Annotated in this window: 26 protein-coding genes; 8 read left to right on the top strand and 18 right to left on the bottom strand. The window is 64.2% G+C overall.

The features are described from left to right. The first annotated feature begins 468 nt into the window (after nt 1-468). The 3 genes from LDZ24_RS13855 (at nt 469) to LDZ24_RS13845 (ending at nt 2,317) form a co-directional block, all read left to right on the top strand. The gene (locus LDZ24_RS13855) at nt 469-1,113 is read left to right on the top strand and encodes an MBL fold metallo-hydrolase (RefSeq protein WP_248320806.1); all 645 of its coding nucleotides are present in this window, start codon (nt 469-471) and stop codon (nt 1,111-1,113) included. Next, nucleotides 1,110-1,763 carry an exonuclease gene (locus LDZ24_RS13850; RefSeq protein WP_248320805.1) on the top strand — a complete coding sequence of 218 codons (654 nt, stop codon included), beginning with the start codon at nt 1,110-1,112 and terminating at the stop codon, nt 1,761-1,763. Before LDZ24_RS13855 ends, LDZ24_RS13850 begins: the two co-directional genes overlap by 4 nt. 95 nt (nt 1,764-1,858) lie before the next feature. Continuing rightward, the gene (locus LDZ24_RS13845; protein ID WP_008352298.1) at nt 1,859-2,317 is read left to right on the top strand and encodes an Lrp/AsnC family transcriptional regulator; all 459 of its coding nucleotides are present in this window, start codon (nt 1,859-1,861) and stop codon (nt 2,315-2,317) included. Nucleotides 2,318-2,350: 33 nt separating this feature from the next. On the opposite strand, the gene LDZ24_RS13840 is transcribed toward LDZ24_RS13845, so the two are convergent. From LDZ24_RS13840 to LDZ24_RS13830, 3 genes are all read right to left on the bottom strand, one after another. Next, nucleotides 2,351-3,505, bottom strand: coding sequence for a cation diffusion facilitator family transporter (locus LDZ24_RS13840; RefSeq protein WP_248320804.1), 1,155 nt, complete (start codon nt 3,503-3,505; stop codon nt 2,351-2,353). Nucleotides 3,506-3,695: 190 nt separating this feature from the next. Then, the gene (locus tag LDZ24_RS13835; RefSeq protein ID WP_248320803.1) at nt 3,696-3,998 is read right to left on the bottom strand and encodes an H-NS family nucleoid-associated regulatory protein; all 303 of its coding nucleotides are present in this window, start codon (nt 3,996-3,998) and stop codon (nt 3,696-3,698) included. Between the two features lie 357 nt (nt 3,999-4,355). Beyond that, nucleotides 4,356-5,021 carry a HugZ family protein gene (locus LDZ24_RS13830; protein WP_248322367.1) on the bottom strand — a complete coding sequence of 222 codons (666 nt, stop codon included), beginning with the start codon at nt 5,019-5,021 and terminating at the stop codon, nt 4,356-4,358. A gap of 159 nt (nt 5,022-5,180) precedes the next feature. On the opposite strand from LDZ24_RS13830, the gene LDZ24_RS13825 reads away from it, so the two are divergent. Next, nucleotides 5,181-6,404 (top strand): MFS transporter, encoded by a 1,224-nt coding sequence (locus tag LDZ24_RS13825; protein WP_248320802.1) that lies wholly within the window; start codon nt 5,181-5,183, stop codon nt 6,402-6,404. A gap of 59 nt (nt 6,405-6,463) precedes the next feature. Here the strand turns inward: LDZ24_RS13825 and LDZ24_RS13820 are convergent, their stop codons facing one another. Beyond that, nucleotides 6,464-7,609 carry a branched-chain amino acid ABC transporter substrate-binding protein gene (locus LDZ24_RS13820; protein WP_159837420.1) on the bottom strand — a complete coding sequence of 382 codons (1,146 nt, stop codon included), beginning with the start codon at nt 7,607-7,609 and terminating at the stop codon, nt 6,464-6,466. A 535-nt stretch (nt 7,610-8,144) separates the two neighbouring features. On the opposite strand from LDZ24_RS13820, the gene LDZ24_RS13815 reads away from it, so the two are divergent. Continuing rightward, nucleotides 8,145-8,849 carry a dienelactone hydrolase family protein gene (locus LDZ24_RS13815; protein ID WP_248320801.1) on the top strand — a complete coding sequence of 235 codons (705 nt, stop codon included), beginning with the start codon at nt 8,145-8,147 and terminating at the stop codon, nt 8,847-8,849. 33 nt (nt 8,850-8,882) lie between these two features. On the opposite strand, the gene LDZ24_RS13810 is transcribed toward LDZ24_RS13815, so the two are convergent. Then, nucleotides 8,883-9,065 (bottom strand): hypothetical protein, encoded by a 183-nt coding sequence (locus LDZ24_RS13810; protein ID WP_175938812.1) that lies wholly within the window; start codon nt 9,063-9,065, stop codon nt 8,883-8,885. 208 nt (nt 9,066-9,273) lie between these two features. Further along, a complete protein-coding gene (locus LDZ24_RS13805) occupies nt 9,274-10,539 on the bottom strand; it encodes an MFS transporter (RefSeq protein WP_248320800.1) in 1,266 nt (421 codons plus the stop codon). A 324-nt stretch (nt 10,540-10,863) separates the two neighbouring features. On the opposite strand from LDZ24_RS13805, the gene LDZ24_RS13800 reads away from it, so the two are divergent. From LDZ24_RS13800 to LDZ24_RS13790, 3 genes are all read left to right on the top strand, one after another. Next, the gene (locus LDZ24_RS13800) at nt 10,864-11,076 is read left to right on the top strand and encodes a hypothetical protein (RefSeq protein WP_175938808.1); all 213 of its coding nucleotides are present in this window, start codon (nt 10,864-10,866) and stop codon (nt 11,074-11,076) included. 77 nt (nt 11,077-11,153) lie between these two features. Then, a complete protein-coding gene (locus tag LDZ24_RS13795; RefSeq protein WP_248320799.1) occupies nt 11,154-12,188 on the top strand; it encodes a serine/threonine protein kinase in 1,035 nt (344 codons plus the stop codon). A 158-nt stretch (nt 12,189-12,346) separates the two neighbouring features. Next, nucleotides 12,347-13,069 carry a PepSY-associated TM helix domain-containing protein gene (locus LDZ24_RS13790; protein ID WP_248320798.1) on the top strand — a complete coding sequence of 241 codons (723 nt, stop codon included), beginning with the start codon at nt 12,347-12,349 and terminating at the stop codon, nt 13,067-13,069. Nucleotides 13,070-13,100: 31 nt separating this feature from the next. On the opposite strand, the gene LDZ24_RS13785 is transcribed toward LDZ24_RS13790, so the two are convergent. The 12 genes from LDZ24_RS13785 to mgrA form a co-directional block, all read right to left on the bottom strand. Continuing rightward, nucleotides 13,101-14,120, bottom strand: coding sequence for an XdhC family protein (locus tag LDZ24_RS13785; protein WP_248320797.1), 1,020 nt, complete (start codon nt 14,118-14,120; stop codon nt 13,101-13,103). Further along, nucleotides 14,093-14,644 (bottom strand): CoxG family protein, encoded by a 552-nt coding sequence (locus LDZ24_RS13780; protein ID WP_248320796.1) that lies wholly within the window; start codon nt 14,642-14,644, stop codon nt 14,093-14,095. The genes LDZ24_RS13785 and LDZ24_RS13780 overlap by 28 nt, the downstream gene beginning before the upstream one ends. Further along, nucleotides 14,635-15,867, bottom strand: coding sequence for a VWA domain-containing protein (locus tag LDZ24_RS13775; RefSeq protein WP_248320795.1), 1,233 nt, complete (start codon nt 15,865-15,867; stop codon nt 14,635-14,637). Before LDZ24_RS13775 ends, LDZ24_RS13780 begins: the two co-directional genes overlap by 10 nt. Beyond that, nucleotides 15,843-16,739 (bottom strand): MoxR family ATPase, encoded by an 897-nt coding sequence (locus tag LDZ24_RS13770; RefSeq protein WP_248322366.1) that lies wholly within the window; start codon nt 16,737-16,739, stop codon nt 15,843-15,845. The genes LDZ24_RS13775 and LDZ24_RS13770 overlap by 25 nt, the downstream gene beginning before the upstream one ends. Further along, entirely contained in the window at nt 16,739-17,545 is an 807-nt protein-coding gene (locus LDZ24_RS13765) for a xanthine dehydrogenase family protein subunit M (protein ID WP_248320794.1), read from the bottom strand. The genes LDZ24_RS13770 and LDZ24_RS13765 overlap by 1 nt, the downstream gene beginning before the upstream one ends. Before the next feature lie 11 nt (nt 17,546-17,556). Beyond that, nucleotides 17,557-19,956, bottom strand: a complete 2,400-nt coding sequence (locus LDZ24_RS13760) for a xanthine dehydrogenase family protein molybdopterin-binding subunit (protein WP_248320793.1) — start codon at nt 19,954-19,956, stop codon at nt 17,557-17,559. A 52-nt stretch (nt 19,957-20,008) separates the two neighbouring features. Then, a complete protein-coding gene (locus LDZ24_RS13755; protein ID WP_248320792.1) occupies nt 20,009-20,485 on the bottom strand; it encodes a (2Fe-2S)-binding protein in 477 nt (158 codons plus the stop codon). A 284-nt stretch (nt 20,486-20,769) separates the two neighbouring features. Then, nucleotides 20,770-22,212, bottom strand: coding sequence for an amino acid permease (locus tag LDZ24_RS13750; protein WP_305854670.1), 1,443 nt, complete (start codon nt 22,210-22,212; stop codon nt 20,770-20,772). Nucleotides 22,213-22,351: 139 nt separating this feature from the next. Next, nucleotides 22,352-23,008: a response regulator transcription factor gene (gene rqpR, locus LDZ24_RS13745; RefSeq protein ID WP_248320791.1), complete on the bottom strand. Its 657-nt coding sequence runs from the start codon at nt 23,006-23,008 to the stop codon at nt 22,352-22,354. A gap of 8 nt (nt 23,009-23,016) precedes the next feature. Next, entirely contained in the window at nt 23,017-23,862 is an 846-nt protein-coding gene (locus LDZ24_RS13740) for a sensor histidine kinase (protein WP_248320790.1), read from the bottom strand. Between the two features lie 319 nt (nt 23,863-24,181). Continuing rightward, complete coding sequence (locus LDZ24_RS13735; RefSeq protein ID WP_175938781.1) at nt 24,182-24,952, bottom strand: ferredoxin--NADP reductase; 771 nt, start codon at nt 24,950-24,952, stop codon at nt 24,182-24,184. A 375-nt stretch (nt 24,953-25,327) separates the two neighbouring features. Further along, nucleotides 25,328-26,374, bottom strand: a complete 1,047-nt coding sequence (gene mgrA, locus LDZ24_RS13730) for an L-glyceraldehyde 3-phosphate reductase (RefSeq protein WP_248320789.1) — start codon at nt 26,372-26,374, stop codon at nt 25,328-25,330. Between the last annotated feature and the right edge of the window lie 21 nt (nt 26,375-26,395).

Here is a 26,395-nt window from a genome sequence, read left to right as displayed (position 1 = left end):
ACCCCACATGCCGCCATCGAACGTGGCATCACGCTCGTGCCCGCCTCGACCACGAGACGGCGCAGGAACGGCGGCGTAGGCCCCATCCAGCGTGACGGCGGCAAAGGCCATCGAACGGACGCGCAGCGCCCGGCTGGACAAGACGTGTGCACCTACAAGAAGGTGCGTTGAGTTGCAGTTGCGAGGCTTTTGGCCCCTAACAGCTTACTGATGGCGATTGTAAAAACGCACTGGCGTTTCGGCAGTCGCCCATTGACGGCATGACCAAATCCATGCACTAGTGAGCCCATTATACAAAAAAAGCGGGGTCTGGCTGCGCCGACTGTGGAAATCGTCATTGATTCTGCCTATGGGCGCAAGAATTTCCGATTGCGACAGTCTTTTCCAAGCGTCTGCATGCGACCGTCGCGGCTTCGGAGCGGCCGGTACAATGAACGTTTTTACAGGCGCCGTCCCCCGGACAGACCGATGAAAGTCACTCTCGTTCCCGTCACGCCGTTCCAGCAGAACTGCTCTATCGTCGTTTGCGAAGCGACGCGCCGCGCGGCCGTCGTCGATCCGGGCGGCGACATCGAGCGGATCATCGCGGAGGTGGATCGGCAGGGCGTGACGGTCGAGAAGGTGCTGCTCACGCACGGTCATCTCGATCACTGCGGCGGCGCGAAGGCGCTCGCGGATCATTACGGCGTGCAGATCGAAGGGCCGCAGAAGGAAGACGCGTTCTGGATCGACCAGCTGCCGGCGCAGTCGCAGCGGTTCGGCTTCGCGAATGCGCAAGCATTCACGCCCGACCGATGGCTGGAAGACGGCGAGACCGTGCAGTTCGGCAACGAGACGCTGGAAGTCTTCTTCTGTCCCGGCCACACGCCGGGGCATGTCGTGTTCTTCAGCCGCGAGCATCGGCTTGCGTTCGTCGGTGACGTGCTGTTCGCCGGCTCCATCGGCCGAACGGACTTTCCGCGCGGCAATCACGCCGAGCTCATCCGCTCGATCCGCGAGAAGCTCTGGCCGCTCGGCGACGACGTCACGTTCGTTCCGGGCCACGGCCCGGCATCGACCTTCGGCGAAGAACGCCGCACGAATCCGTTCGTGGCCGATGGAGTCGCCGCATGAACGCGATTCCCGAAATCTACGTCAGCACGGACGTCGAAGCAGACGGCCCCATTCCCGGCCCGCACTCGATGCTGAGTTTCGCGTCGGCGGCGTACACGGCCGACAAGCAACTCATCGCCACGTTCTCCGCGAATCTCGAAACGCTGGAAGGCGCGGCCCCGCATCCGGTGCAGGCCGCGTGGTGGAAAACGCAGCCCGAAGCATGGGCCGCATGCCGGACCGATCTGCAGAAGCCGGAAGTGGCGCTTGTGAACTACGTCGAATGGGTCGAGGCGCTGCCGGGCAAGCCGGTGTTCGTCGCGTATCCGGCGGGCTTCGACTTCACGCATATGTTCTGGTACATGATGCGCTTCGCCCAACGCTGCCCGTTTTCATGGTCGGCGCTCGATATGAAGACGCTCGCCTTCGCCATCACCGGCCTGCCGTATCGGAAGGCAATCAAGCCGCGCTTGCCGAAGCACTGGTTCGACGACTTGCCGCACACGCATGTGGCGCTCGACGACGCGATCGAGCAAGGCGCGCTCTTCTGCAACATGCTCGCCGATCTGCGCGGAGCGCAGGCGGCTTTGGCTTCATCCCAAGCGGCAGCGAGCGCTGACGAACCGACGGAAGATCATCCTGAAGGTAAAACACCGCCCGCAGGGCAGTGAGTTAGGGAATCTCCCTCGTTGCGCCCACGTTGCATTGCGCTTCTTTTCTGGGGCCTCTACCATTGGAGTCAGATCGCGACCGAACGGAGGCGCAGTTGACTCTCGATACATTCTCACAAAAAATCCTGCGTCTTCTGCAACTGGACGCGCGGCGTTCCGTTCAGGAAATCTCCGATCAGGTCGGGCTGTCGAGTACGCCGTGCTGGCGCCGTATCAAGGACATGGAGCAGTCCGGCGTCATTCAGCGTTATACGGCGCTGCTCGACCGTGAAAAGCTCGGCCTACACGTCTGCGCGCTCGCGCATATTCATTTGACGCGACATACGGAAGGCGGCGTCGAGCAATTCGAACGCGAAATCGCCACGTGTCCCGAAGTGACCGAGTGCTACAGCACGACGGGCGAATCTGATTACATCCTGAAGATCGTCGCGCCCGATATCAAGGCGTACGACGCGTTTCTTCACGATCGCATCTTCAAGATTCCGGCGGTCGCGCAAGTGCGCACGAGCGTCGTGCTACGGGAAATCAAGTTCGATACGCAATTGCCGCTTTAACCGCGCGCCTTATTCCGAGGCGTTTCTTGCGGCTTAAGGCGCGGCCACTTTCACAGCCTGCGTCACGCGAATCTGACGCGCGCCCAGTCGTTGCCTGAGCGCATCCAGATCGACGTCCGCGAGTCGGGGCGCCGTCTTGCTTTCCGCAGCGTACGGCAGAACGATTTCCACGTCGAAGCCGCGCTTCAGATAGTGCAGATTCAATGTATCGACGGATAAGCCCTGCTCTGAAAACGCAGCAGTCACCGCCTTCGTCACCGTGGAACGCAGCGGGAAATTGCCGGGCAGCGGATTCACCGCATCGCTTTCCGGATCGACGTGAATGAGCGCGTCGATTACGCGCGAATCGGCCAGGATATGCGCCCGCGCGGATTCGGCGATGTAATGACCCTCCGAAACCGAAATCAGCGGGTCCACCAGTATGTGCGCATCGACAATGGCGAGATCGCCCATTTTGCGGGTACGCAAGTCATGCACATCGCGCACGCCGGGTGTTCCCAGCAAAATGCCGCGAAAATCGGTCGTGGTCGATTCATCCAGCGCGCGGTCCGAAAGGTCTTGCAGCGCATCCCACGCGAACGTCCAGCCCATTCGGCCGACCAGAAAACCGACAAGCGCCGCCGCAATGGGATCGAGAATGCGGAACCCTGCGATACTGCCGACGATGCCGAGCGCGACGACAAGCGAAGAAGCGGCATCTGATCGCGCATGCCACGCATTCGCGACGAGCATTGCAGAGCGCACGCGTTCGGCCGCGCGCAGCATATAGCGAAACAGCGCTTCTTTCGAAACAAGAACGATTATGGCGACGACCAGTGCGCTTGCATGAACCGGCGGGATTTCGCCCAGATTCATGATGCGAACGCCCGCGCGCCATAACATGCCGATACCGACAGCAATGAGCAATCCACCGAGGAATAGCGAAGCCACTGTTTCGTAACGGCTGTGGCCATAGTTATGATCCACATCCGGCACGGCCGCCGCCTTTCGGTTCGCAATCAGAACCACGAGATCGGAAACGATATCGGCGAGTGAATGAACGCCGTCCGCAATCAACGCCTGCGAATGCGCAACGAGACCGACCGCGAGTTGCGCGGTAGTGAGTCCGCTGTTAAGCGCGATACTCGTCCAGGTCGTCCGAACTGCGACATCGTGCTTTTCTGTTGCGTGCGCCGTCGAAAGTGTCATGTAAAGTGCTCGGGGTGTCCATTGACAGCATTTTATCAGGCACGCACCGGTTCTGCTTTTAAATCAACGTCTTAATAACGCGACGCATTCTCGTCGCTAATTTAACCGAGCGTCGTGAATGAATAGCGCGGCGCCAACAAAAAAAGCCGCGCCATTGGGCGCGGCCTTCATTCTCCGACTGAAGCGCGGCTTATTTACCGATCAGGAAACTATCGCGATCCTGGCCCGCAATCCACTTGGGCGGCTTGCCGCGGCCGGACCACGTGCTGCCGCTCTCGGGATCGCGGTATTTCGGCGCGACACCCGTGCGGCTGCGCGATGCCTTAGCGGTTTTCGCGCCGCGGCCACCGGCCAATTCCTGAAGCGTGATGCCGTAATCGGCCATTTTCTGCTTGATCTCATTAAGTACTTCGGCGTATTCGCGCGACTTCGCTTCTTCGATCTGACGCTCAAGAGACTCGCGCTGTGCGAGCAGTTCCTTGTATGAAGGCATGGCAAATCCCTAAGTGGTGTATTGGCTTGCGAGTCGGTGCTCGCTCTTCGGTTATCAGTATAGCCTCGGACTGAATCGCAGATTAACACATTTCCGCTAAATCGCGGCATAGCAGGATTGCGATTAATTGTATTGGCTAATTACTCGTAACATTTGCCGACTCGTTCGCCGTGTTGAACGCTGACGCGCTGACGTAATTCTCCGATTCAGTGTCCGATGAGCCTGAGAATCGCATGAGACGAAAACAACCCATCGGCATTGCATACAAATTCTCATGCGATGGCAGCTTCTCGTGCCATTTCTTGGCTCAGCGACAGTCAGCAGTCGCCGTAAAGCGCATGCGAGCGTCGATGCGTCTTACGCGTGCCGTTCGAAACAGTCTATGAGCGCGGCTTTCAGTTCTTCTGCATTCAGCTTGGGTTTATCGAAAGTAAAACGATTGCGCATGCCTGATTCGAGCAAATCGCAGCCGTACCGGTCTATCCCCAATAATCGAACGTCGGCTGGCCGGCTTGCATGGGTGTCGGAGAACGCGCAAAGCGCGGCTTCTTCGTCATCGCTCAACGGTTCCAGCGAATCGATTTCGTTTCCGTCGAGCCAGCCCATCGCCCCGAAGCCGCCGATATAGCGCATGCGCTGCGTCGAAAGCACCCAGAATGCGAAGTCGCCTAATGCGAGATAACGCGCCGCATCAGGGTGATAGCGCAGATATCGCCGAGCCAGCTGTTCGTGATCCGATTTCGCCGCAGGTTCGAACGTGCCCAGCAAAGTCAGGCGCTGACCTTCCAGGACGCTTGCGCCATTTGCATGCGCGACGAGAAACCCGGCGCGGGGATCGGCTTGAAGATTGCGCGTGTGTTCCGCGAGGTGACTGATGAGCAGCATCGGCGCATGACGCGCGGTAAGCGCGAATGGCAATGCAGTCGGATAAGGAAAGCCGGCTGGATCGCGCGAATGAGTCGCGAGGGTTCCTTCCGAAACACGATGCAGCAAATGAAGCGGCGCTTGCGGCGGGATATTCATGAAAAGAGGTCGACAAGTGAACTGCCGAAAATGGTAAATCAGCGCGGTCAGCGTGTCTCCTGGCCGTTCGATAGAATCGTAAGCTCTCGCGAAAGGCGGCATGATCGGCGGTTGTTCCGCGTCATTGCCGCCGCGCGCCACCTTTCCAACGGCTCAACCGTGTCCGACTCGACTTCCGCTTCTTCCACCCGCGAGTCCAACCCATCGCTCGCGGTGCATCGCAGTCTTCCTCAAGCCACGCGCCAGCGCGCCCGATACGCCACGATGGCCGTCTTCTTCATCGCCGGCATGATGTACGCGTCGTGGGGCGTCCACGTCCCGACCGTGCGCGACAAGTTCGCGCTCAGCCCCGGCATGCTGTCGCTCGCGCTGTTCGCGGTCGCCGGCGGCTCCATTTTCGCGATGATCACCACGGGGTCCTGGATCGCGCGCGCCGGCACGCGCACGGCGTGCATGGCGGGCGGCATCGCGATGACGGCATGCGGCGCGCTAATCCTCGTCGTGCCGTCTTTCTGGCTGCTGCTGATGGTGCTCGCGGTGTTCGGCGCGGGAATGGCCACGCTCGATGTCGCGATGAACGCCGAAGCGAGCGCCGTCGAAGAGGCGCTCGGGCGGCCGATCATGTCGTCGCTGCACGGCATGTTCAGCATCGGCGGGATGGCAGGCGCGGCAATCGGCGGCACGCTGCTCGCGCACGGGCTCGCGCCGGCGGCGCATCTGGCGCTCGCGGCGGGCGCGAGTCTCGTCGTGCTGCTGGCTTCGATGCCGTCCGTGCTGCCGCACGTGCCGCATCACGAGGCGCACGCGAAGGCGTCGTCGTCGAATCGCTGGCGCTCGGGGGCGCTGTGGGCGTTGGGCGGCCTGGCGCTCGTCGCGCTGATCGCGGAAGGCGCCATGTACGACTGGGCCACCGTCTATATGCGCGATGTCGTCGAGGCGTCGCCGTCGTTGTCGAGCGCCGCGTATGCCGCATTCTCCGGCGGCATGGCGGCCGGGCGCTTCGGCGGCGATGCAGTGCGCGCCCGCTTCGGCGCGCCGCAGCTCGTGTTCGGCAGCGCGGGGCTCGCGTTCGTCGGCATGGTGATGGCGCTCGTCGTGCCGAACGCCTTCGTCACGATGACGGGCTTCACGCTCATGGGCCTCGGACTCGCGAACATGATGCCGGTGCTCTTCGCGGCGGCGGCGCGCGTCGAAGGCGTCACGGCGGCTGAAGGGCTCGCGCAGGTCGCCGGGCTCGCGTACTTCGGCTTGCTGCTCGGACCGGTGCTGATTGGCGGCGTCGCGCAGGTGAGCACGTTGCCCATCGGCTTGTGCGTCGTCGCGGCGTGCTGCGCGGCGATCGCGCTGATCGGCCCGCGCATCCTCAGGCGCCTGAAGATATAAAAAAACGCGCGGACCTTCGAAAGTCCGCGCGTTCTTCCCGGGCTCACGCCCAACCGCGATTACATCTTGACGACGTCGAGCAGCGTCTTCTTGCCTGCCTTGTAGTCGTACAGCGAGATCACGCCATGCTTCAGGTCGCCCTTCGAATCGAAGGTCGTCTGGCCGATCACGCCCTTGTAGTCCGTGTTCGGCATCGCGGCGAGGATCTTGGCCGGATCGACCGAGTTCGCGCGCTTCATCGCGTCGACGATGATGTACACGGCGTCATACGTGAACGGCGCGTAGATCTGGATCGGCTGGCCGAAACGCTTCTGATACTTCGCAGCGAATGCCTGACCGCCTTCCATCTTCTCCAGCGCCATGCCTGCTTCCGAGCACACGACGTTGTCGGTCGCGTCGCCGGCAAGGTCAGCCAGCTTTTCCGTGCAGACGCCGTCGCCCGCGAGCACCTTCGCGCGCAGGCCGAGCTGCTTCGCCTGCTTGGCGAACGGGCCGCCGGTCGCGTCCATGCCGCCGTACATCACGGCGTCGGGGTTCTCGCCCTTGATCTTCGTCAGAATCGCGCGGAAGTCGACGGCCTTGTCGTTGGTCGCGTCGTGCGAAACGACCTTCAGACCCAGCGACTTCGCGGTCTTCTCGAACTCGTTCGCGAGACCCTGTCCGTACGCGGTCGAGTCGTCGACCACGGCGACGCTCTTCACCTTCAGGTTCTTCGCTGCGTAGTTCGCGAGCGCCGGGCCTTGTTGCGCATCGGTCGCGACGACGCGGTACGTCGTCTTGAAGCCTTGCTGCGTGTAGGTCGGGTTCGTTGCGGACGGCGAGATCTGGACGATGCCCGCGTCGCTATAAATCTTCGATGCCGGGATGGACGTACCGGAGTTCAGGTGGCCGACCACTGCGACGACCTTGTCGTCGACGAGCTTCTGCGCGACTTGCGTAGCGGTACGCGGGTCGGCTGCGTCGTCTTGCGGGTCCAGTTGCAGGGTGATCTTCTGGCCGCCGATGGTGAGACCCTTCGCGTTGATCTCTTCGACTGCGAGCCGCGCGCCGTTTTCGTTGTCCTTGCCCAGGTGAGCGATACCGCCGGTCAGCGGAGCGACGTGACCGATCTTGACGACCTGGTCGGCTGCTGCGGACGTTGCCAACGTAGCGAACAGCACGGCTGCGGCGCTGATCGGCAACACTTTGTGAAGCTTGGTGTTCATGTAAGTCTCCAGTTTCGGTCCCAAAAACAACGTAATCGCCCTGTGCCCCGTCTTTCATCACGATCGCTCAGTCCCGTGGACGACCACGCCGGATGCATCGTATTGCACTTGGCAAGTCCTTCCGGCCGGCTGTTTGTGGCAGCCGCCATCCGCACCGCGCGAGAAGTGTAGGGTTGTCAAATTAATTTAGGGAAGTTTTTTAAGATACTGGTGTGACTACCGATTAACGGCCAGTTGAGAACGCCGCCCGTTTGTGGTGGCGATTGCGCCGCCAGGCCCAACCGATGCGGGTTTCGGGCCGGCCTTCGAGTTCTTTCGCATGCCTGCCGATAATCGCGCGGCGCTGGTCGCCATTAGCCGGTTTCAAAAGCTGTTTAACGCTTGGCTTTAGGCACTCGCCTCTAAAAATCGCCTGCCCGGTCAATCCGTGTGCCTGCTTCCCGCCAACGACTGACCGCGCTCAGGCGGCCGAAAGGGAAAGCTGGCAAACTCACTCGCCTGCGTTCTTATAGTCAACCAAGCAAGGAGCATCGACGTGACCGTAACCGTGACTTCCCGATGGATCGACATTCCCGCCGACGGCGGCAGCTTCCAGGGCTACCTCGCGCTGCCCAAGACGGGGATGGGGCCTGCCGTGATCATCCTGCAGGAGATCTTCGGGGTGAACGCGCATATCCGCAGTGTCGCCGATCAATACGCCGCTGACGGCTATGTCGCGCTCGCGCCCGACGTTTTCTGGCGCACGCAGCCGCGCGTCGAGCTCGGGTACGAAGGCGCGGATCGCGAGAAGGCGATGGAACTGCTGCAAAAGACCGACGTGGATTCGGCCGTCGCGGATGTCGGCGCCGCTGCCAAGGCGCTGCGCGCGCTGCCGGAAGCGAGCGGCAAGGTCGCCGCGATCGGCTATTGCTTCGGCGGCCGGCTCGCGTATCTCGCGGCGGCGCAAGGCTCGGTGGATGCGGCCGTCGCGTACTACGGCGGCGGCATCCAGAATCAGTTGGACAAGGCCGATCAGGTGAAGGCGCCGATTCAGTTCCACTACGGCGAACTCGACGCGCACATTCCCGCTGACGCCGTCGATGCGGTGCGCCAGCGCTTCGCCGGCCGCGCGGACTCGGAACTGTATGTCTACCCGGCCGCCGACCACGGCTTCAACTGCGGCGATCGCGCGTCGTATAACGCGAAGGCGTCGGCGCTCGCGCACGGCCGCACGCTGACGTTCCTCGGCCAGCACCTGTAAGTAGCGAACGCGCGCGGCGCACGCCGTGCGCCGTCATATCAGCGCGGGCAAGCCCTCTACCAGCAGGAACGCGACGAGCACGCCGACGAGCGCCCCGCACGCTCGCAGCACGTTATTCTTGAAGTGCGATGCGCACGGAATGGCGCCTAAGAACAGCGCGCCGGCAAGCGCCATCGGGATGACCAGAATGAAATCGCCGATCGTGAAATACGTCATGGTGCGTCTCCCATCGTCCTGCTTTTCTCGCTCGAATCGTGCCGGCGCGAACGTGCGCATCGACGATTCGAGTATAGGCGGCGGGAGAAAGCGCGTTGCGCCGTCGTCGCGAAACAGGGTTCGCTGAAAACGCCGGAGCCTTGTGACAGAAGGCTCCGCAGCCCGCGTTATTAAGCGGACGCGGTAAAACCCTTAGTTTCGTCCGATTTCATTCGGCTTTCGACGGCGCGCGGATCAGCGCCCGTTCGCGGCCATTCAGATAAGCCGCAGCCGCGACGCCGATCACGAGCAGTCCCGCGATCAACCCGACCACGCCCGGCCAGCCGAAGCCGGTCCAGAAGTGCCCGCCATACGATCCGATCAGGCTCGATCCCAGGTAATACGCCAGCAGATACAGCGCGGCGGCCTGGCCTTTCGCCTGTGTCGCGAGCCGGCCGACCCAGCCGCTCGCCACCGAATGTCCCGCGAAGAAGCCGAACGTCAGGCAAGCGATTCCGCCGATGATCACCGGCAGCGACATCGAAAGCGTCAGCGCGATGCCGGTCATCATCAGCACGATCGCGGCAATCAGCACGCGGCCACGGCCGAAAGCATCGGCCATCTTGCCCGACCACGGCGACGCGACCACGCCAGTGAGGTACACGGTGAAAATGGCGCCGATCTGCGTCTGGTTGAGCCCGAACGGCGCGCCCAGCAGCCGATAACCGACGTAGTTGTACACCGTGACGAAGCTGCCCATCAGCACAAAGCCGATCAGAAAGAGAAACGGTAGGCCGCCATGCCGCAGATGCCCGACTAGCGAACTGCGGTGATGCGCGAACCCGACGCCGCGCCGCGGCTTGAAGCGTCGCGACGGCGGCAGCAGCGACCGGAACGCCAGCGTCGCGAGCAGTCCGAGCACGCCGATGCCGCCGATCGCCACGCGCCAGCCGAAGAAGTCCGCGAGCACGCCGCTGATCACGCGCCCGGCCATGCCGCCGATCGCCGTTCCGCCGACATAGAGGCCCATCGCGAGGCCGAGTCCTTCGGGATGCACTTCTTCCGCGAGATACGCCATTGCGACGGCCGGCACGCCGCCGAGCGCGAAGCCTTCGAGCGCGCGCACCACGAGCAGCGCGTGCCAGTTCGGCAGCAACGCCGCGACGACCGTCAGCACCGACGACGCGAGCAACGACAGCGTCATCAACCGATGACGGCTCCAGCTCTCGGAGACGAATCCCGCGATGAAAATAGCCACCGCCAACGCCGCCGTGCTCACGGACACCGCGAGCGCGCTGACCGCCGGGCTGACGCCGAAGTCCTTCGTGAACTCCGGGAGCAGCGGCTGCACGCAATAAAGCAGCGAAAACGTCGCGTAACCCGCAAAGAGCAGCGCGAGCGCAGCGCGCCAGTAAGCTCGCGAGCCGCGCTCCAGATAGAGTTCCGCAGACGCGGGCGGCACATCTTTGCGCTGCGGCGCGGGTGATGCGTTCACGAATGAAGTCTCCGCTTAAAACTGAAACCCTCAACGATACGCCGTCCCTCAGGGTTTTGCCGGATGCAGCGGCGCATTCCATGTGCCGCAGACAGCAAATGCGCAGTGAACGTCTGCGCTGGGCAACAAATCGCGGCATTGGGCATCGCGTTTGCGCGTTGCCATAGGCTAAAGTAAGCGCACAATCGTTCATGAAAGCCGCGCAGGTCGCGCTTCCCGCAACAAAGACGCGGCGATTGTCTGGTGCACGCGCCGTCACGAGCGCGTGCTGTTGGAACATATGACCGGCGTCTCATTGAGCCGGCATGGATACGGGGTTTCATCATGCAAATCGGTTCGATTGTCCGCTCCGTGCATATTGCCGTGCCTCACGGCGCTCGCGGCATCGTCATGCGCATTCTCGGCGACATGGCCATGGTCGCGTGGTACGCAGGCGAGCCCGGCGTCACGAAGCTCCTGAACACGGAGCCGTTCTTCCTCGAAGACCTGATCGATACGGGCGATATCGTGCGCCCGTCGAACTCGGTCGTTCATTGAGCGGCGTTGCGCCGGCGACCCGAGCGCCGAGTTGAAGCGACGCTGATGCCTGCCGCCGGAAGGCGCACAATGCCGGAATGAACTCAAATCATTCCGACTCCGCCGGCGTCCCCGCTTCCGACGCCGCGCCGCCCTTCGCTGGCCTCACGCCCGAGCGCGTGCTCGACGCCGTCGACAGCGTGCTCATCACCGCCGACGCGCGCACGGACGGCCGGCTGCTCGCGCTCAACAGCTACGAAAACCGCGTGTATCAGGTGGGCGTCGAAGACGGGCCGCCTGTCATCGCGAAGTTTTATCGGCCCGGGCGCTGGTCGAATGAAGCGATTCTCGAAGAACACGCGTTCGTCGCGAGCCTCGCCGCGCGCGAGATTCCGGCGGTTCCGGCACGCGTTCTCGAAGGCGCGACGCTCCACGAATTCGAAGGCTTTCGCTTCGCCGTCTTCGACCGGCGCGGCGGCCGCGCGCCCGACCTCGACAACCGCGAAACGCTCGAATGGCTCGGACGCTTCATCGGGCGTATTCACGCCGTCGGCGGCGTCGAGCCGTATCGCGAGCGGCCGACGCTCGATATCCACACCTTCGGCTTTGAACCGCGCGAGTTCCTGCTGACGCATGGCTTCGTGCCCGACGACGTGCGCGAATCCTACGAGCGCGCCGTGTCGATGGCGCTGGACGGCGTCGCGCAATGCTTCGAGCGCGCCGGCGACGTGCGGCATCTGCGCATGCACGGCGACTGCCACCCGAGCAACGTGCTGTGGACGGACGCGGGCCCGCATTTCGTCGATTTCGACGACAGCCGCATGGGACCGGCGATCCAAGACCTGTGGCTCTTGCTGCCGGCCGGCCGCGCGGAAGCGTCACGTGCGCTCTCCGATCTGCTCGCTGGCTACGAAGACTTCTGCGACTTCGACGAGCGCGAGCTGCATCTGATCGAGGCGCTTCGCACGTTGCGGCTGGTCCACTACGCCGCGTGGCTCGCGCGCCGCTGGAACGATCCCGCGTTCCCCGCCGCCTTCCCGTGGTTCAACACGCAGCGTTACTGGGAAGACCGCATCCTCGAACTGCGGGAGCAAATCGGCGCGATGCAGGAAGGACCGCTCTGGCCCGTCTGAAATTTTTGGTGACGAAGCGGCGTCTTTACGCCGCCAGAAAGCATTGTGTCAGGCGTTTCGTCGTGCAATGATAACGATTCTCATTTGCCCGCCGTGAACGACCGAGAGTCGATCAGGGCGTGGCGTTGCCGACGAACCCGCCGACTCCGGAGAGACGCTTGAACGCGCCTGACACCCTCACCCCGCCGCCGACGAGCGACACCGCTCGATACCGTCCGCAAGGACGCCCGATGGACGACGCCGAACAAACTGGGCGCAAGACTCGCTCGCGCCGCTCGACGTTTCTGAAATGGCTGCGCAAGGTTCACGGCTGGGTCGGCTTGTGGGGGGCGCTGCTCGGCCTGCTGTTCGGCGTGACCGGTTTTCTGCTGAACCACCGCGCGCCGCCGCTGCGCGTCTCGACCGGCGAGCCGCAGGTTTCGCAGATGCAACTTCCGCTACCCGCAGGCGGTTTCAAATCGCCGCGCGACATAGGCATGTGGCTCAAGAAGGAACTGAAACTCGACGGCAACCTCGGCCGTACGCGGCGCGAGCCGGCGCATCCCGTCGGCTGGGGCGACAAGAGCGCGATTCAGCCCGAGCAATGGTCGACGATGATTTCATCGCCGGGCAGCAGCGTGATGGCCGAGTACTGGGTCGGCAACAACTTCGTCTCGGTGAAGCGGACGGAAAACACTTTCCTCGCGATGCTGACGAACCTGCACAAGGGCGTCGGCCTGAGCGTCGGCTGGGTGCTGCTGATCGACACGCTCGCCGGCAGCCTGATTCTTCTGTCGCTCACGGGCGTGCTGCTGTGGACTGAGCTCAACAAGCGGCGCATGGCGGGCGCGGCGATCGTGACGGTGTCGCTCGTCGCGATGATCGTGTGCGGGCTGATGTAAGCGGCAACGGCGGCGCTTTATTGTGCGGCCGTCAAACGCCGCACACTTCGCCATTTCCGGCGACTTCGCGCGCCGCCTTCGCGCCTTCCACTTGCAGCAGTTCCGGCAGCGACACCCCGTTCTTCGCCGCCGTCACTTCGGCGAGTATCGATACGGCAATCTCCGGCGGCGTCCGGCTGCCGATATAGATGCCGACAGGTCCGTGCAGCCGCGCGAGCTCGGCATCGCTGAGATCGAACTCTTTCAGCCGCTCGCGCCTCGCCGCGTTATTGCGCCGCGAACCGAGCGCGCCGACATAGAACGCCGGCGTCTTCAACGCTTCCATGAGCGCGAGATCGTCGAGCTTGGGATCGTGCGTGAGCGCGATTACCGCGCAACGCTCGTCGAGCTTCATGTCCATCACGGTGTCGTCGGGCATGGTGCGCACGATGGTCGTGCCCGGCACGTCCCACTCGTCGGTGTACTCCTCGCGCGGATCACACACGGTCACCTGATAGTCGAGCCCGACCGCGATGCTGCACAGATAGCGCGACAACTGCCCCGCGCCGATCACGAGCATCCGGTAGCGCGGACCGTGAATGGTCAGGAGCGTCGCGCCGTCGAAGAGCACGCCGTCCGTGGCCTGCGCGGGTTCGAGGCGCGCCGTGCCCGTCTCCATGTCGAGCGTGCGCGCGACGAGCCGTCCGCTTTCCACCGCCGCGCACAGTTCCGCGATGCCGCTTTCGCGCGTGAGCGGCTCCAGCACGAGCTGAATGGTGCCGCCGCACGGCAGTCCGAAGCGGTGCGCTTCTTCCGCGCTGATGCCGTATTTCACCGCTTCCGGCTTCGACTGCTCGATGCCCCGCTGCCGCACGCGGTCGATCAGATCGTCTTCGATGCACCCGCCCGACACCGAGCCGACCACGTGGCCGTCGTCGCGCACCGCGAGCATCGCGCCTTCCGGCCGGGGCGACGAGCCCCACGTCTTCACGACCGTGACCAGCAGCGCGCGATGCCCTTCTTCGAGCCATCGCGCGCTGTTCTTCAGGACTTCGAGATCCACGCTGTCCATGATTTCTTTCCTTTCTCTTCCTTGTCGGCGTCAGCCGGTTCGTCCGCGACGCCGTTCTGTTCTCGCTGCGCTTCGCCTGCGTCCTGCAACTTCGCGCCGAAACGCTTGAAGAACTCACCCGCGATCTTACGCGCTGCGCCGTCCACGAGCCGCGAGCCGATCTGCGCGAGCTTGCCGCCCACCTGCGCGTGCGCGCTGTAGGTGAGCTTCGTGGTGTCCGCGTCTTCGCCCGGCTCGAGGTTCACTTTCGCCGTGCCTTTGCTGAAGCCTGCCGCGCCGCCCTGTCCTTCAAAGACGATCGTATAGGTGTGCGGCGCGTCGATATCCGTCAGTTCCATGCGGCCCTTGAAGCGTGCCTTGACCGGGCCGACGGCGGCAGTCATCCCGACGGCATAGGCATTTTCGCCGTCCGCTTCGATGCTGTCGCAGCCCGGAATGCAGGCTTTGAGCATGGCCGTGTCGTTGAGCGCCTCCCACGCGCGATCCTGCGGCACCGGCAAGGTATGCGTTTCGGTCAGTTCCATTGCGTGTGTCCTCCTGGCATTCGGGGCGCGCCGCGCGCGGAAAGCGCCGCCATTTCCCGCCCGACAGCGGCGAGGCTGTCGAGGTTGTGAGCCGCGAGCATCGCGTCGACGTGCGGCAGGATCGCGCGCACGCCTCGCGCGCGCGGCGTGAAGCCGGCAAATCGCAACAGCGGATTGAGCCACACGAGCCGATGCGCGAAGCGCCTGAGCCGCGCCATTTCGGCATCGAGCACGTCGATGGCCTCGTGATCCAGCCCGTCGGTGACGAGCAGCACGGTCGCGCGGCCCGTCAGCACGCGACGCGCCCAGCGACGGTTGAATTCTGCGAGCGCCGCGCCGATGCGCGTGCCGCCCGACCAGTCCGCGACCTGTTCGCCGAGCGCGGTCACCGCGACATCGGGATCGCGCTCGCGCAACGCGCGCGTCGCGTTCGTCAGCCGCGTGCCGAACAGGAACACCTGCAAGCGTTCGCGCGATTGCAAAAGCGCGTGACAGTAGTACAGCACGGCGCGCGAATACGCGCTCATCGAACCCGAAATGTCGAGCAGCAGAACCAGCGGCGGCCTGCGTTCCACCGCCGCGCGATACTTCCACACGGTCCAGTCGCCGCCCGCGCGGACCGCTTGCCGCGCGCTCGCGCGCAAGTCTGCGTGCGTGCCGCGCGACGCCGCCTTCAGCCTGCGCGTCGGCTCAGTCGCGAGCGGCAGCCGATGCGCGCGAATCTGATGCCGCAACGCGCGCCATTCGTCGGCGCTGAGCGTGTCGAAATCGCGATGACTCAGGCGCTCCTGCGCGCTGAACGACAGCCGCGCGTGCGTCTCTTCGGCCTGCGCTTCAGGCTGCGCCTTCTCGCGCGTGTCGCGCGTGTCCGCGCGCGTCGCGAGCGCATCGGCGAGACGGTTGTTGCGCTTCGGCGGCGGCGCGGCGCTTTGAATCTTCGGCAGCAAGAGCGCGCGCAGCTTGCTTTCCCAATCGGGATCGCGCCAGAACAGATCGAACGCCGAGTCGAAGATCTCGCGCTCGTCGCTCGCATGAACCAGCAGGCACGCGAGCGCCGCGCGCACGTCGTCGCGCCGGCCCAGGTCGATGAGGCGCAGCGCGTCGAGCGCATCCACCGCCTGCGCCGGCGACATGCCGAGCCCCGCGCCGCGCAGCAAGCGCACGAAGTGCACGACGTTGCGCGCGAACGGTGGCATGGTCACGCCCGCGCCGTCGAAAGGCATTGCGCGAGCGTCGCGGCGTCCATGCGCGCGAGGTCGTCCTGATACTTCAGCAGCACGCCGAGCGTGTCCTGCACCGATTGCGGATCGAGTTCCGAGACCGACAACGCCGCGAGCGCGCGGCACCAGTCGATGGTTTCCGCGACGCCCGGCGCCTTGAACAAGTCCATTGTGCGCAACTGATGGACGAACGCGACGGCCCTCGCCTGCAACGCCGCGCCCGCTTCCGGCGCACGCGCCGCGACGATATCGAGTTCCACGTCCCGCGCCGGATAGCCGATCCACTGATACAGACACCGGCGCTTCAAAGCGTCGTGGACTTCGCGCGTGCGGTTGGACGTCATCACGACGAGCGGCGGCCGCGCCGCGCGCACGGTGCCGTACTCGGGAATCGACACCTGAAAGTCCGACAGCAGTTCCAGCAAGAACGCTTCGAACGGCTCGTCGGCGCGGTCGATCTCGTCGATCAACAAGACGCGCCGCGCATTCGCGTTCCCGGGATCGGGCAGAAGCGCCTGCAACAGCGGCCGCTTCAGCAGAAACTCGCCGCGATACAGCGAATCGTTCGACGGCGTTTCGCCCGCGGCTTCCGCGAGCCGCAGCGCCATGATCTGACGCGGATAGTCCCATTCGTACAGCGCGCTCGCCGTATCGAGCCCTTCGTAGCATTGCAGACGCAAGAGCGTCGTGCCGCACAAGCCCGCCGCCGCCTTCGCCAGCTCCGTTTTGCCGACGCCCGGCTCGCCTTCCAGAAAGAGCGGGCGCTGCATCTTCAGCGCGAGAAAGAGTGCCGTCGCCAGTTCGCGGCTCGCGAAGTACTGCTGCTCGCGCAGGCGCGCGAGCGTCTCGTCGATGGAAGCCGGTTCGTCGATCATCACGCCGAGAACGACAGCGCGCGTTCGATCGCGCGGCCCGCGAGCACCGGGATCAGATGCGCGCGGTAGGCGGCGCTCGCGTGCATGTCGTCGTTGAGGCCGTCGGCGGAAATCGTCACGCTGCGCGCGGACGCCACCGAGAAGTCCTTCGACAACGCCGCTTCCAGTTCGGTCGGCCGGAACGCGGAAGGCGCCGCGCCGGTCACGCCGACGCGCACGCCGTCCGCGTGCTTCGCGACGAACACGCCGACGAGCGCGAAGTGCGACGCCGGATTGCGGAACTTCTCGTAGCCCGCGCGCTCGGCGAGCGGAAACTCGACGGCGGTGATCAGTTCGTCCGGTTCGAGCGCGGTCTCGTACATGCCGAGGAAGAAGTCGTCGGCGGCGATGCGGCGGCGGTCCGTCACGATGGTCGCGTTGAGCGCGAGCACGGCGGACGGATAGCACGCTGCGGGGTCGTCGTTGGCGAGCGAGCCGCCGATGGTCCCGCGCTCGCGCACCTGCCGGTCGCCGATGCGGCTCGCCAAGTCGGCCAAGCCCGGCAGCGCGCGTTTCACATCCGCGTTCGCGCCGACCTGCGCGTGGCACATCGCGCCGCCGATGGTCAGCTTGTCCGCATCGAGCGTGACGGTTTTCATCGACGCGATGCGCGTCACATCCACGAGCGCCGACGGCTGCGCGAGCCGCAAACGCATGGTCGGCAGCAAGCTCTGGCCGCCCGCGAGATATTTGGCGTCGCCGTTCGCCGCGAGCGCGGCCACCGCCGCTTGCGCCTCGTCCGGGCGTTGATAGTCGAATGCGTACATATCGGTCTCCGTCAGGCGGTTTCGGCAGTGTGGGCGGCTTGGGCGGCGTGCATCGCGGTCCAGACGCGGTGCGGCGTCGCGGGCATCTGCAAGTCTTTGACGCCGAGCGGCGCGAGGGCATCGACAATCGCGTTGATGACGGCGGGCGGCGAGCCGATCGCGCCCGCTTCGCCGCAGCCCTTCACGCCGAGCGGATTGTGGGTGCACGGCGTGCCTTTCGCGGTCTCGACGGTGAAGCTCGGCAAGTCGATGGCGTGCGGCATCGCGTAATCCATGAACGAGCCGGAAAGCAGCTGGCCGCTCTCCTTGTCGTACACGCAGCGCTCCAGCATGGCCTGGCCGATGCCCTGCCCCAAGCCACCATGCACCTGGCCTTCCACGATCATCGGATTGATCACGTTGCCGAAATCGTCCACCGCAGTGAACTTCTGGATGCGCGTTTCGCCGGTGTCGCGATCCACTTCGACTTCGCAGACGTACGCGCCCGACGGATACGTGAAGTTGGTCGGATCGTAGAACGCGTTTTCGTTGAGACCCGGCTCCATGGTTTCGAGCGGGAAGTTATGCGGCACGTACGCAGCGAGCGAGACTTCCGCGAAGCTCTTCGTGCGGTCCGTGCCCGCGACGCGGAACACGCCGTTGGCGAACTCGATGTCTTCCGCCGACGCTTCCAGCAGATGCGCGGCGATCTTCTTCGCCTTCGCTTCGACCTTGTCGAGCGCTTTCATGATGGCCGAGCCGCCGACCGAAATCGACCGCGATCCGTACGTGCCCATGCCGAACGGAATGCGCCCGGTGTCGCCGTGAATGACCTCGACGTTTTCGATCGCCACGCCGAGCCGGTCCGCCACCACTTGCGCGAATGTGGTCTCGTGGCCCTGACCGTGGCTGTGCGAGCCGGTGAACACGGTGACGGAGCCGGTCGGATGCACGCGCACTTCGCCTGCTTCGAAGAGCCCCGCCCGCGCGCCGAGCGCGCCCGCAATATTCGACGGCGCGAGCCCGCACGCCTCGATGTAGCACGAATAGCCGATGCCGCGAAGCTTGCCTTCTTTCTCCGACTGCGCCCGCCGCTCGGCGAAACCCGCGACGTCCGCCAGTTCCAGCGCGCGGTTCAGGCACGCGTCGTAGTCGCCGGTGTCGTAGGTGAGGCCAACGGGCGTCGCATACGGAAACTCGCGGATGAAGTTGCGGCGGCGCAGTTCGACCGGATCGATGTTCAGCTCGCGCGCCGCCGTCTCGACGAGCCGTTCGACCACATACGTGGCTTCCGGACGGCCCGCGCCGCGATAGGCATCCACGGGAACGGTGTTCGTGAACACGGCCTTCACTTCGGCGTAGATGGCGGGCGTGGCGTACTGGCCGGCGAGCAGCGTCGCATAGAGCACGGTCGGCACCGACGACGCGAACGTCGACAAATACGCGCCCATGTTCGCCGTCGTGTGGACGCGCATCGCGAGGAACTTGCCGTCGTTGTCGAGCGCGAGTTCCGCTTTGGTGACGTGATCGCGGCCGTGCGCGTCGGAAACGAAGGCTTCGGAACGCTCGGCGGTCCATTTGATCGGACGCCCGACTTTCCTCGATGCCCACGTCAGCGCCACGTCTTCCGGATACAGGAAGATCTTCGAGCCGAAGCCGCCGCCCACGTCCGGCGCGATCACGCGCAGCTTGGATTCCGGCAGCGACAGCACGAACGCCGCCATCAACAAACGCTCGACGTGCGGATTCTGATTCGCGACGTAGACCGTGTAGCTGTCGTCGTGCTTCGAATAGCTCGCGTTGACGGCGCGCGGCTCGATGGCGTTCGGCACGAGCCGCTGATTCACGATATCGAGTGTGGTGACGTGCGCGGCCTGCGCGAACGCGGCGTCGGTGCGCGCCTTGTCGCCGTGGCCCCAGTTGTAGCAGACGTTGTTCGGCACGCTGTCGTGCACGAGCGGCTGGCCTGCGTCGGCGGCGCTGCCGGTATCGACGATAGCGGGCAGTTCTTCGTAATCGACCTCGATCAGTTCGAGCGCGTCCTTCGCTTCCTTCACCGATTCGGCGACGACGAGCGCCACCTGATCGCCCACGTGCAGCACCTTGTCGTGCGCGATGACAGGATGCGGCGGCTCGTGCATCGGCGAGCCGTCCGTGCTGTGGATGAGCCATCCGCACGGCAAGCCGCCGACGTTCTCGCCTGCGAGATCCTTGCCGGTGAACACGCCGATCACGCCCGGCGATGCGAGCGCCTGCTCGGTATTGATGCCGCGAATGCGCGCGTGCGCATGCGGCGAGCGAAGGAACACGCCATAGCTTTGGCGCGGCAGCACGACGTCGTCGGTGTATTGGCCCGCGCCGGTCAGGAAGCGATAGTCTTCTTTGCGCTTGACGCCAGCGCCGATCAGTTTCTGTTGCTCAGGGGCATTCATCGCGGTCTCCGTGATAGGCGCGATTCGTGGTGTCGAAAAGGGAACGAGGGAGTCAGGCGCCCGCTTTCATGTTCTGCGCGCCTTCGAGGACCGCCTTCACGATGTTGTGATAGCCCGTGCAGCGGCACAGATTGCCGTCGAGTTGATCGCGGACTTCTTCCTCGGTGAGATCGGGCGATTCGGCGGCGAGCGCGCTCGCGCTCATCACCATGCCGGGCGTGCAGAAGCCGCATTGCAGGCCGTGGCATTCCCTGAACGCCGCCTGCATCGGATGAAGCTGGCCGTCTTTCGACATGCCCTCGATGCTCGTCACGCTCATGCCGTCGGCCTGCGCGGCGAGGATGTTGCACGATTTGATCGCGCGGCCGTCGAGATGAACGGTGCACGCGCCGCACTGCGCGGTATCGCAGCCGACGTGCGTGCCGGTCAGCCCGAGGTTTTCGCGGAGAAACTGAACGAGCAGGACATGCGGTTCCACCTTCGCGGTCAGGGGTTTGCCGTTGACCGTCAGGCTGATGCTGAGCGTCATTACTGTCTCCTTGTCGACCGCGGCGGGCTTTTCGCCTCGCTACGGTCCTTGCATGATTGCAAGGGGATGGACCAGCCTCAACGTCACTCGGGTCACGCACGTCGCCACGTCTCTACCTGCCCGCGCGTCGCGTCCGGCTGGAATTTCGTGTTATGTGTACGGCGAGTAAAGCACAAATCAGCGGGCGTCGCTATTAGGCGCACGCCCGTGCCGCGCCGCCGACGGAGGAAAAAAAACGCCGTCCCGAGGGACGGCGCTCTTTAGCCGAACGATCAGACGAACACTCAGTGCGTAACGGTTTCGCGCTTCGCGGTCTTCGCGTTCGCGGGCTGCGGCTGAACGCGGCCCAGCGCCGAATGACGGCGCGAATACGCGAAGTAAATCACGAGCCCGATCACGAGCCAGACGACGAACGCAATCCACGTCGTCGCCGTCAGGTTGAGCATCAGGAAGAGGCACGACGCCACCGCGAGAATCGGCACAACGGGCACGCCCGGGCAGCGGAACGCGCGCGGCAGGTCGGGGTGCGTGCGGCGCAGGATCAGCACGGCGATGGACACCATCGAGAACGCGGCGAGCGTGCCGATGTTGATCAGCTCGGCGAGCACGTTGAGCGGCACGAGCGCGCCGATCAGGCCGAAGAAGATGCCGACGAGCCACGTCGTGAAGAACGGCGTCGAAAAGCGCGGATGCACGCTCGAGAGCTTCGCGGGCAGCAGTCCGTCACGCGACATCGCGTAGATGATGCGCGTCTGGCCGTAGCTCATGACGAGAATCACGGTGAGCATGCCCAGCACCGCGCCCAGGTCGATGAAACCCGCCACCCAGTTCTGCCCCGCCACTTGCAACGCGTACGACACCGGATGCGAGATGTGCGCGAACTGCGCCGCCGGCACGATGCCCGTCACGACCGCCGCCACCGCCACGTACAGCACCGCGCACACCGCGAGCGACGAAATGATGCCGATGGGCAGATCGCGCTTCGGGTTCTTCACTTCCTCGGCCGCGGACGACACCGAATCGAAGCCGATGAACGCGAAGAACATAACCGCCGCCGCGCCGAAAACGCCGGACCAGCCGTGCGGCATGAACGGATGCCAGTTCGCCGGCGTGACGTGAAACACGCCGACCGCGATCACCAGCAGCACGACCGTGACCTTGATCGCGACCATCACGTTGTTGATGCGCGTGGATTCCTTTACGCCGATCGACAGCAGCCACGTAATGACCATCATCACGAGGAAAGCGGGCAGGTTGAAATACGTGAGGTGGTCCGGCAGGGCGCCGGGCGCGGCGGTGAGCGCGGTCGGCAGGCTGATGCCGAAGCCCGACAGCAACGATTGCAGATAGCCCGACCATCCGACCGAGACGGCGGACGTCGCGAGCCCGTATTCGAGCATCAAGTCCCAGCCGATGATCCACGCGGCCAGTTCGCCGAGCGTCGCGTACGAATAGGTGTAGATGGAACCGGCGACCGGAATGGTCGACGAAAACTCCGCGTAGGCGAGCGCGGCAAAGCAGCAAGCGATGGCCGCGACGATGAACGACACCATCAGCGCGGGCCCGGCCTGCACGGCGCCCGTGCCCGTGAGCACGAAGATGCCGGTGCCGATGATCGCGCCGATGCCGAGAAACGTGAGGTCCAGCGCGCCGAGCGTTTTCTTGAGTGACGTGCTGTGCGCGCCGGCCAGCATGTGCTCGATGTTTTTCTTGCGGAACAACGACATTGCGATAAGTCTCCATGCGGCGCTCGCGCGCCCTGCTGCGGGAAAACCCGACATTCTATCGGAGACTTCGAAAATGCCCGGAAATTGGGCAACATGCGCAGCGCCGGTGTTTTTTATCTTGTACGAGATAAATCACCGCTCAGCCTGCGATCGCAGGGTTCATATCGACGAGGCGGTTCGAGAGGACGTAGAACGTGAGTTCGGCGTTGTTGGCCAGCTTCATCTTGTCGAGCAGGCGCGCGCGATACACGCTGACCGTCTTCACCGACAACGACAGCGCATTCGCGATGTCGGTCAACCGCTTGCCCGATGCCAGCATGCACAGCGTCTGGAACTCGCGGTCCGACAAGTTCTCGTGCGGCATCCGTTCGCTATCCAGCGAGACGTAATTGGCGAGCGCCTCCGCCATTTCCGGGCTGACGTACTTGCGGCCGGCGGCGACCTGTTGAACCGCGCGGATCATGAGCGCGGGGTCCGCTGTCTTCGATAGATAACCTGCCGCGCCCGCCTTCAACGCGCGCACCGCGTACTGGTCTTCGCGATACATGGAGAACATCAGCACCGGAAGACGCGGCGCGTCGCGCTTCAGGCGCTTCAGGACGTCGAGGCCGGTCGTATCGGGTAATGAGATATCGAGGAGAGCGACGTCGAACGAGGCGCGCGCCGCCAGCGCCAGCGCCTGTGCGCCCGTTTCCGCTTCGCTGACCTCCGACGCGACGCCACGCTCCAGCAGCAATTGCGCGACGCCACGGCGCACGATGGCGTGATCGTCGGCAAGAAGAATCTTGAGCGCCATGCGCGCGCTCAGTCGTTGACCGCGCGCAGCGCGGCGCGCGGCGCGGCCGTCCACGGCAGGCGGGCGCGCACGCACGTCCCGCCCGTTTTCGATGCGCCCACGCGCAGCGTGCCGCCGAACGCCTCGCAACGAGAGCGCATGCTCGCGAATCCAAGCCGCCCGGCTTTGCGGCGCGCAACGGGCGCCATCCCGATGCCGTCGTCCTCCACCACCAGCGTGAGGGCGTCGTCGTCGGCTGCGAGCGTCACGTTCGCGCGCGTCGCATGCGCGTGCCGCGCGACGTTGTTCAGCGCTTCCTGCGTGATGCGAAAGAAGGCATGCGACAGACCCTGCGGCAGCCGCTTCGCGTAGATTTCCACTGAACAGGATAAATTGACGGAGAGCCCGGCGCGCGCGCCGAAGGTTGCGAGCCACTCCGCGAGCGCGGCGGGAAGGCCGTCGTCGAGCGCCGGCGCGTGCAGGCCCTCCACGATCCGGTGATTCGACGCAGCGACTTCGGCGAGACATTCGCGCGCCTGGCGCAGCGCTTCGGAGCAGGCAGCGGGCGCATCGGCGGGCAGCAGATATTCGGCGCGCGCCACCGCGAGGTTCGCAGCGGTGAGAATGGCGCCGGCTTCGTCGTGCAGATCGGCGGCGATGCTGCGGCGAACGCGCTCATCGGCCGCGCAGACTTGCGAGGCGAGATCCCGTACGCGGGCGCGCAGGCGCTCGACCTCGCGGTCGCTTTCCAGCTTGGCGTCGAATAGAGCGGAAAACGGTAAGCCGGATGCTTCCGGCGTCGCTGACGACACGCCGCGCACGGTGGCGCAGGACGTTGCACGCTGATCCAGTCCGATCAGGGCCGACGGGTTCATTTTTCCTCGCTTTGAGCGCAACTTGAGCTACGTCCTCGGCAGACCACGAGTCGGCGTAACTGAATTTACACTCTGTAACATGGAAATCGGACGATGCACGTTTTGCGCATCGCTTCGACGTGACCGCATCATATCTCAAAAATATGATTAATCCATGTCCGACAAGGCTGCGGCGGCAGAACTTCATGTCGATTGGTAACAGCAGTGCGGCCGAACCGCCAACAATGCCTGTCCGCAGATGTAACAAGTTGCCCGCAAGCAGGCGAAAAAAAACCGGAGCGATGTGCCCCGGCTTCTCTGCAAACACGCCAACCACGAATCAGCCGACGAACGCCTTCTCGACGACGTAATGCCCCGGATGGTTGTTGCTGCCTTCCTGGAAGCCCAGCGAGTCGAGCAACTGGCGCGTGTCGCGCAGCATGTGCGGGCTGCCGCAAAGCATCACGCGGTCGTTCTCGATCGAGAACGGCTCCACCGACAGATCCGAGAACAGCTTCTTCGTCTCGATCAGGTCCGTGATGCGGCCGCGGTTCGCGAATTCTTCGCGCGTCACGGTCGGGTAATAGACGAGCTTCTCGGAGACGATTTCGCCGATGTGCTCGTGCGCCGGCAGGTGCTCGGTGATGAAGTCCTTGTACGCGAGTTCATCGACGAAGCGGCAGGTGTGCGTCAGCACGATCTTCTCGTAGCGGTCGTAGACGTCCGGGTCCTTGATGATCGACATGAACGGCGCGAGGCCCGTGCCAGTAGAAAGCAGCCACAGCGTCTTGCCCGGCAACAGGTTGTCCGCGACCAGCGTGCCCGTCGGCTTCTTGCCGATCAGCACGGAATCGCCGACCTTCAGGTGCTGCAGACGCGAAGTCAGCGGGCCGTCCGGCACCTTGATGCTCAGGAATTCGAGATGCTCTTCGTAGTTCGCGCTCGCGAGACTGTAGGCGCGCAGAAGCGGCTTGCCGTCGACTTCGAGGCCCACCATCGTGAACTGGCCGTTCTCAAAGCGGAACGAGGCGTCGCGAGTGCAGGTGAAACTGAAAAGCGTGTCGGTCCAGTGGTGGACGCTCAGAACGGTTTGAGAGTTGAGGTTGCTCATGGCTTCTTGGACTATGCGAAAACGGTGACGCTCACGGCCGGAACGCCGGAATGCGGGTCGCTCGACGCCGCGCGAAAGGACGAGCGGCTTGCGCTTTCGTCCGAACTTTCGGCTTGGTGCGGCGTGTTTGCGGCAGGCCCGCGTCGGCAGTCGTGCAGCCGGGCGTTGCATGGGCGCAATCGGCTATTCTAACTCGATAGCCGCGGGGCGTCCTCGGGCCGGATCGCCAGCAGCGCGTGACGATCCGCCACGCGCCGCCGCCGCCGATTGTGCTCGCTGCCGGTCAGCAGCGAATGGACCGCGAGCCCGCATGATAGCAACCGTCGCCGAGCCGCTTCCGAATCACCCTTCTGACGGAAGGCGGCTGCAAGACATTCAGATGCGCTGATCCGTCGACGGCTTTTCCCACAGATTGATGCCGCCTTCCTGCGCGTACTTGTCGATTTCCGCGAGCTCTTCCGGGCTGAACTCCAGATTCTTCAACGCGCCGACGTTTTCGGTGACTTGCTCCGCGCGGCTCGCGCCGATCAGCACCGAGGTCACGCGCCCGCCGCGCAGCGCCCACGCCAGCGCCATCTGCGCGAGGCTTTGGCCGCGCCGCTGCGCCAGTTCGTTCAGCTTGCGCACATGCTCCAGATTTTCCTGGCTCAGGTGTTCCTGCTTGAGCGATCCGCCGCCCGGCTTGTTGACGCGCGCATCCTGCGGCACGCCGTTCAGATACTTGCTCGTGAGCAACCCTTGCGCGAGCGGCGTGAACGCGATGCTGCCCGCGCCGATCTCGTCGAGCGTATCGAGCAGTTCTTCTTCGATCCAGCGGTTCAGCATGTTGTACGACGGCTGATGGATCAAAAGCGGCACCTTGTGCTCGGCGAGCAGCTTCGCCATTTCGCGCGTCTTGGACGCCGAATACGAGGAGATGCCGACATACAGCGCCTTGCCCGAATGCACGGCGGTCGCGAGCGCGCCGGCGGTCTCTTCGAGCGGCGTATCGGCATCGAAGCGATGCGAGTAGAAGATATCGACGTAATCCAGCCCCATGCGCTTTAGGCTCTGATCCAGACTCGCGAGCACGTACTTGCGCGAGCCGCCGCCCTGCCCGTACGGACCGGGCCACATGTCCCAGCCGGCTTTCGTCGAAATCAGCAGTTCGTCGCGATACGGCTTGAAGTCGTCCTTGAAGAGACGTCCGAAGTTGGCTTCCGCGCTGCCGTACGGCGGCCCGTAGTTGTTCGCCAGGTCGAAATGGGTGACGCCGAGATCGAACGCGGTGCGCAGGATGTCGCGTTGCGTCGAAATGGGCGTGGTGTCGCCGAAGTTATGCCAGAGACCGAGCGACAGCGCCGGCAGCTTGAGACCGGATTTGCCGCACGTGCGGTATTGCATCTGCGAGGAGTAACGCTCGGATGCTGCTTCGTAAGCCATGACAGTTTTCCTTTGCGAGTG

The sequence above is a fragment of the Caballeronia sp. Sq4a genome, assembly GCF_023170545.1.
Lineage (GTDB): Bacteria > Pseudomonadota > Gammaproteobacteria > Burkholderiales > Burkholderiaceae > Caballeronia.
This window is presented reverse-complemented; position numbering and strand designations above follow the sequence as displayed.

Coding starts and splice junctions, on each gene's coding strand:
- LDZ24_RS13765 (WP_248320794.1), bottom strand. CDS start 17,545: ATGTACGCATTCGACTATCAACGCCCGGACGAGGCGCAAGCGGCGGTG.
- LDZ24_RS13770 (WP_248322366.1), bottom strand. CDS start 16,739: ATGATCGACGAACCGGCTTCCATCGACGAGACGCTCGCGCGCCTGCGC.
- LDZ24_RS13740 (WP_248320790.1), bottom strand. CDS start 23,862: ATGAACCCGTCGGCCCTGATCGGACTGGATCAGCGTGCAACGTCCTGC.
- LDZ24_RS13850 (WP_248320805.1), top strand. CDS start 1,110: ATGAACGCGATTCCCGAAATCTACGTCAGCACGGACGTCGAAGCAGAC.
- LDZ24_RS13775 (WP_248320795.1), bottom strand. CDS start 15,867: ATGCCTTTCGACGGCGCGGGCGTGACCATGCCACCGTTCGCGCGCAAC.
- LDZ24_RS13800 (WP_175938808.1), top strand. CDS start 10,864: ATGCAAATCGGTTCGATTGTCCGCTCCGTGCATATTGCCGTGCCTCAC.
- LDZ24_RS13795 (WP_248320799.1), top strand. CDS start 11,154: ATGAACTCAAATCATTCCGACTCCGCCGGCGTCCCCGCTTCCGACGCC.
- LDZ24_RS13830 (WP_248322367.1), bottom strand. CDS start 5,021: ATGAATATCCCGCCGCAAGCGCCGCTTCATTTGCTGCATCGTGTTTCG.
- LDZ24_RS13840 (WP_248320804.1), bottom strand. CDS start 3,505: ATGACACTTTCGACGGCGCACGCAACAGAAAAGCACGATGTCGCAGTT.
- LDZ24_RS13755 (WP_248320792.1), bottom strand. CDS start 20,485: ATGACGCTCAGCATCAGCCTGACGGTCAACGGCAAACCCCTGACCGCG.
- rqpR (WP_248320791.1), bottom strand. CDS start 23,008: ATGGCGCTCAAGATTCTTCTTGCCGACGATCACGCCATCGTGCGCCGT.
- LDZ24_RS13835 (WP_248320803.1), bottom strand. CDS start 3,998: ATGCCTTCATACAAGGAACTGCTCGCACAGCGCGAGTCTCTTGAGCGT.
- mgrA (WP_248320789.1), bottom strand. CDS start 26,374: ATGGCTTACGAAGCAGCATCCGAGCGTTACTCCTCGCAGATGCAATAC.
- LDZ24_RS13820 (WP_159837420.1), bottom strand. CDS start 7,609: ATGAACACCAAGCTTCACAAAGTGTTGCCGATCAGCGCCGCAGCCGTG.
- LDZ24_RS13735 (WP_175938781.1), bottom strand. CDS start 24,952: ATGAGCAACCTCAACTCTCAAACCGTTCTGAGCGTCCACCACTGGACC.
- LDZ24_RS13785 (WP_248320797.1), bottom strand. CDS start 14,120: ATGGACAGCGTGGATCTCGAAGTCCTGAAGAACAGCGCGCGATGGCTC.
- LDZ24_RS13780 (WP_248320796.1), bottom strand. CDS start 14,644: ATGGAACTGACCGAAACGCATACCTTGCCGGTGCCGCAGGATCGCGCG.
- LDZ24_RS13810 (WP_175938812.1), bottom strand. CDS start 9,065: ATGACGTATTTCACGATCGGCGATTTCATTCTGGTCATCCCGATGGCG.
- LDZ24_RS13855 (WP_248320806.1), top strand. CDS start 469: ATGAAAGTCACTCTCGTTCCCGTCACGCCGTTCCAGCAGAACTGCTCT.
- LDZ24_RS13760 (WP_248320793.1), bottom strand. CDS start 19,956: ATGAATGCCCCTGAGCAACAGAAACTGATCGGCGCTGGCGTCAAGCGC.
- LDZ24_RS13750 (WP_305854670.1), bottom strand. CDS start 22,212: ATGTCGTTGTTCCGCAAGAAAAACATCGAGCACATGCTGGCCGGCGCG.